Source organism: Abyssisolibacter fermentans (genome assembly GCF_001559865.1).
In the GTDB taxonomy this organism is placed as follows: Bacteria; Bacillota; Clostridia; order Tissierellales; family MCWD3; genus Abyssisolibacter; species Abyssisolibacter fermentans.
This window is the reverse complement of the sequence record NZ_LOHE01000088.1, coordinates 1-5,451: the sequence shown is the minus strand read 5'-3', so window position 1 is coordinate 5,451 and position 5,451 is coordinate 1. Positions and strand designations below refer to the sequence as shown.

Here is a 5,451-nt window from a genome sequence, read left to right as displayed (position 1 = left end):
ACTTGACATAGGTCAGTTCATAAACAGCTGCCTTTTATATTTAAAATAATAATAAATTAGCAGCCTGGCAATCCTAGATAAAAAATCCTTAGACCCATAGCTTTGCGTCCTTATCTTTCAATAAGTTTGCCTTTATAAGTTTTATATTTTTTATAATAATATTATGATTTTATAACATTTAGTTATATTTTGTTTTTTTACACCCATTGGAGACAGGTACTTGTGGGTGTAAAAATTTTGATTGCAATAGTAAAATAATGTAATATACATTTGAGTAAATTTCATATTTTGTAATCAATGATTTATCTAAATTTCAGTATATACAAAAGCTTTTCATACGATTTTTTCTGTAAACACATTTATGTAACTTCCCATATCCAACACTCTTATAACATTTCGATATTTATCTTTAAAAACCTTTTATCTCTTATATTTCTATATTATATTTTGCAAAAAAGTAAAACCATGAAATATATTGCAATTTCATAGTTTATATGTATATTTATTTAGTGTTATTAGCAAAAAGGTGCTTAACTGAGTATTAATAATTTTTGTCAATAATAATGAAGTTTTATTATACCTAAATCTATTAATATCATATATACACCTTTATAATTTTTACAAAATCTTTTTTATTCACCCAAAAGTACCTGTCCCCACTGGGTGATGTTATTCTGTCATTTCATTATACTTAAAACCATTAAAATATATTAGAACCTATCAAAGTATCCGAAGTGTTATTATCTTCAATAGAGTATACTGTAAAATATGGTTTCTCCATAACCTCTTTATGAAGATTTTCTATTAAATTATCTTTTTTTATAATCCTTAATTCAATACTGATATTTTTTTGCACCTTTTTAAAATCAGAAACAAACTCTATTCTCTCCTCTTCTAAATAAGTAATAGATTTTCTCATCTGTTTTAAATCTCCATTACCAGAAAACTTTAATATATCTTTCCAGAATGGATAATAAATAATAAGAGCAATTAACTCATTAAATGATTTAGCAATTTTTCCAGCTTGACCTTCTGAGCTAATAAATGCTATTGGCAATTTATCTAAATCATCTCCATCTCCAATAGTGGCATAAACTCCTCCAGTCCCATCTGTTGCGAATATTGTAAGTTTTTCTTTAGAATAAAACATATATTCATCTGTAGTAGAATTCTCTATTATAATAAAATCAAATTTTTCTTCCAAATTTATTTTAATCTCTTCATTATTTATAATTTCATAATATAATTTTGGTAACATTGATTATTCACTCCCTTTTGAATTCACCCAACTATTATAATCACTTTTATTTAACTAATACTGTTTTTAAGACTATAAAAACTGCTCTGAAATTTATCCCTTATTGCTTTGAACGTAAGGTTATTCCTCATAATTTCCTTCCATATACGGGTTTTAATATAAAAATATTGTGAATGCAACTTCTCTCAAAATATAATATTTATACTTCTATTCTAGTAGTTCCTCAATAGCCTTAATAACTATGTCTGGACGTTCAAGATGGATATTATGCCCTGCTCCTTTTACTAAAATAAATTCTCCTTTATCTGAGTATGCTGTTTTTGACCTGTTCAATTTTTGAATTAAATCCTCGAAAATAATTGCCTCATTTTCTAATATTCCTGCATTTGTCAAATTTGCAATTTCAATTTCTCCATCTCTTCCTAATACTTTCATAGGAATGTTTAGCAATTCATTTAATTTTTCAATCTCTTTTCCACTATCAATCATATTTTCAAATTCAGATGCTTCCGCCCTATATAAATTAGGATTAGTTAAAAATTCTTTAATTTTATCCTGTATTTTATCTGTAAACTCCAATTGTTTAGGTGATAATTTTGGATTAACTTGTGTTACAATTTCATGTTGTTTTAAATCACCATAATTTTTAAACCTCAAAAGTGTGTTAATTGTAGGATACTTTGACTGAATTGATGGTAAAGTACGTTTTAGTTCTTCTATTTTATATATTTCAACTGGGCTAGAATCTACTAATACCAATCCAGCCATTTTAGCAGGATATAATTTAGTAAAATGTAAAGCACATAGTCCGCCAAAAGAATGTCCTACTATTATTATAGGTTCATTGATTTTCTCTTTTTCCAATAGTAAATTCAAATTTTCTGCAATTCTTTTACTTGTACATGGCTCTTGAGTAAGTTGGCTATTTCCATATCCCTCTCTATGGTACATTAGCACTCTTGTCTTTTCTGATAATTTTGATGCTATAATATTCCAATCATAAAATGAACTTCCCATTCCAGTTTCAATAACTACAACGGGACCCTTCTTTCCATATGTATATACTTCTAATTTAGTTGTTCCAATGTCTATGAGTTTTGAATTCATTATAAAGCCCCTTATTTTATTTTTAAATTATATTTCTATTTTTGATATTAAGAAATTGATTTATAATATTTGTTACATTTCCTTAAATTAGTATGTAAAACTACACTATTATAAATTATTCTTTTTATACCTAAATGCGTATTATTGCAAAGCCAAGCTAAATTTGATAATCTATTTATCCAATTTAATGGTAATTTAATGATATATTTACCCTCTTATCTCTTTCATTATCTCTTTTCTAACTTCTTCTGTATATTCTTGATCTTTTATTTTAAGACCTATTTCGTAAAAATATGAATAGATAAGCACTTTACAGTAATTGAAAGAGTTTCTATCATATGAACCCCGAGAACGATATCCTTCTAAAAACGCTTCTTGCTCCTCAGCAGATTTCATAAAATTCTGAGATGGTCTTAAAATACATGCCCATGCAATATCGAACTCTTTCCAACCTAAACCACATAGTTCCCAGTCCAATACTGCTTTTAACTCACCATTACACCATAATAAGTTTGCATAATGATGATCTCCATGAATAAAAGTTAAATCTTTATTTATAGGTTCATTTTCTTTTAACCAACTATAAGCTTCAATCAATTCATATTTCTCATAAAATTCTTTACTAGGAAGTTCATGAAACTTTCTCTTCTTAACCTGTTCCCACTTGATGTCTAATTGATGTATTTTAGAAAGGCTTGCTCCAAATACTGGCATATAATTTAACGACTTCACTAAACGTTCTTTCTTCTCAAATGCATATAATATTGTGGATAATCTTTCACCTTCAATACTCAATGTTGCTATAAAGGGAAAGCTATATTCTATGTTACTATCTATTACTTGAGGTACTGGAATATTTGTATTTTTTAATACTTCTAGTATCTTTACTTCATTTCTTATATCTGAATCTAGTTGACGACTAACTTTTAAAAAGAATTTGATTTTTTCTCCGTGCTCCATCCCTGTACATTCAAATACATCATTCCCCGCATGTGGATAGCCATCAATAGATATTAATTTTATTTCCTCCGATAATGGCAGTTCTTTTGGATCAATTACAGGTTTTCTCCATATACTAACTCCCAACTAATCTTCACCTCTTATTTATGTGAACTATCTATATCATTTTCCCGAACTTCACTCTGTAGATAATCTTTGTAATCATGAAGCATGTCGCCTAACTTTAAATCTCCATTTGTTAGTTCTAAGTATCCGACTTGCTAATCAGATTCTTAATCTCATTCAACTTTTCAATAATTATATAAGTACATACTATAATAATTCCACACAACGTTATTAAACCAGTATATGTAAACATGTGGTATGATATTGTAAATCCATCTCCCACAAAAATAATTTGACCAATTATTGGGAATATGAATATGTTAAAAATATAGAAAATAATCATGGCTATTATACCTTTAGATAAGTACTTCATAACAAAACTTCCTCCTTTACATAATAATACTTAGTTAATTACAAAACTCTATGTTTATATTTATTAAAGCAACTTAGTTTTTCACATTATATTATTTGTAAAAACTACTAATATAGTTACTAGGAAATATCTATTGTTTCTTTGAAAGCATGATTTCAAGAATTTATACCTACATAACAAACTAATACTTCAAAAGTAAATTATCTCTTACTCTTTTTTCTTCCAAAATAATATGAAATAGTTACCACACAGTACAATATTAGTAAAATCCCGAAATAAATTGTTAGATATTTAGAATATACAGTGAAATATTGATAAGATAAACTTGCTATAAATCCAAGTAAATTAATAATAATAAATATAATTGCACCTTTCAATTTGCCTTTTCCTAATAAAATCAAACCATATATTTGTAGAGTTATACTTAAAGTCTTTGATATAACAGTTTGAATTGGATAAATATTTTCTCCTAATTCATTGCCTATAATAATTATAGATATAATCATTATCGTAAATAAAGCCCATCTATTACATCTATATGGATTAATCCATTCTTTCTTACTTTCTATTATTCTTCTACCAGCCATCTTTTCACCAGGACTAAGCCACAATATTTTTTTAGAAAAAATTGCATAATAGAGAACTATTCCTAATATGCTGACTAAAAAAAGTAAAACTATACTTATTAATGAAATACAATCATAAATATAAATTTCCAAAATACTTGATATTAATGCTATTACTATATTAAGTACTGTACCTAAAACATAAAAATCAAATATCCCTGCTATAAGCGAATGTGATTTTGACCTCATTAATTCGTTTGTAAATTGGGCATATTTATCAGTCTGAATTTCCAATATTTCATTCCTCATATTATGAATTCCTTTCTTTGTATAGATTTCTTAATTTACCATATGTATATCATTATGCAGAGACTTTCGTATAATTTTTAAATCTCTGCATATTAGTTCTAACTATCACCTAAATTTGGTTGTATTCACGATTATCTCCTATACAAAACTCAAATCCACACGTAATATTTCTACATTTATTTTGCATTCCCTTTTATTTCTGGTTAAATTTACACTAAGACTGTTTAAAAAAGTCATGAAAAAGACTAGCAAAGCTTTGCAATAAAAATAAGCACTACAACCAATAAAGTAACTAAGCAAGCATCTAATGTTTCTTTGTAGGTGAATTTAAGATTATCAGATGCTTGCCTATATCAATAAACTATTTTTACTAAAATTTCTCTTCATTGTAACTCACAGCACTTACCCTAAAGATATACCACCAACAATTCCACTAGAAGCTACATGACTCCGTACACGACTTTAAAGCCTGTGTTTCTTCATCTAATACTATCATAATATAAACAGAGGTTTCAAAGAAGTTAGGCATATGTTATTTAATGCTTCAATTTAAAATGTAATGAACTAATTATCCCTCATAGTCTGTCCTCAAATATTCTTTGATATAAAGATGTAAACAACGAAAACTGCCACAATCATAATTTAATAATATTTAAATAATATTACAATCTTCTAATATCAAGAGTTATATTGTACTAATAATAAATAATTTTGGATCATTCTGAATCATTACTATTAAAGCCATTTAACTGCCAAATCAATTATTATTGTAT

5 protein-coding genes and 1 riboswitch are annotated in these 5,451 nt (G+C 26.8%); all 5 genes read right to left on the bottom strand.

Annotated elements, in window-relative coordinates:
• Positions 1–55: 55 nt before the first annotated feature.
• Positions 56–141, bottom strand: a riboswitch (cyclic di-GMP riboswitch).
• 559 nt (positions 142–700) lie between these two features.
• Entirely contained in the window at positions 701–1,258 is a 558-nt protein-coding gene (locus tag AYC61_RS17135) for a hypothetical protein (RefSeq protein ID WP_066505593.1), read from the bottom strand.
• 207 nt (positions 1,259–1,465) lie between these two features.
• Positions 1,466–2,365 carry an alpha/beta fold hydrolase gene (locus AYC61_RS17130; protein ID WP_066505584.1) on the bottom strand — a complete coding sequence of 300 codons (900 nt, stop codon included), beginning with the start codon at positions 2,363–2,365 and terminating at the stop codon, positions 1,466–1,468.
• 207 nt (positions 2,366–2,572) lie between these two features.
• Complete coding sequence (locus AYC61_RS17125; RefSeq protein ID WP_066505582.1) at positions 2,573–3,451, bottom strand: aminoglycoside phosphotransferase family protein; 879 nt, start codon at positions 3,449–3,451, stop codon at positions 2,573–2,575.
• Positions 3,452–3,569: 118 nt separating this feature from the next.
• Positions 3,570–3,803: a hypothetical protein gene (locus tag AYC61_RS17120; protein ID WP_066505580.1), complete on the bottom strand. Its 234-nt coding sequence runs from the start codon at positions 3,801–3,803 to the stop codon at positions 3,570–3,572.
• A gap of 200 nt (positions 3,804–4,003) precedes the next feature.
• On the bottom strand, positions 4,004–4,678 hold the full coding sequence (locus AYC61_RS17115; protein WP_066505578.1) for a hypothetical protein: 675 nt from the start codon (positions 4,676–4,678) through the stop codon (positions 4,004–4,006).
• Positions 4,679–5,451: the final 773 nt, after the last annotated feature.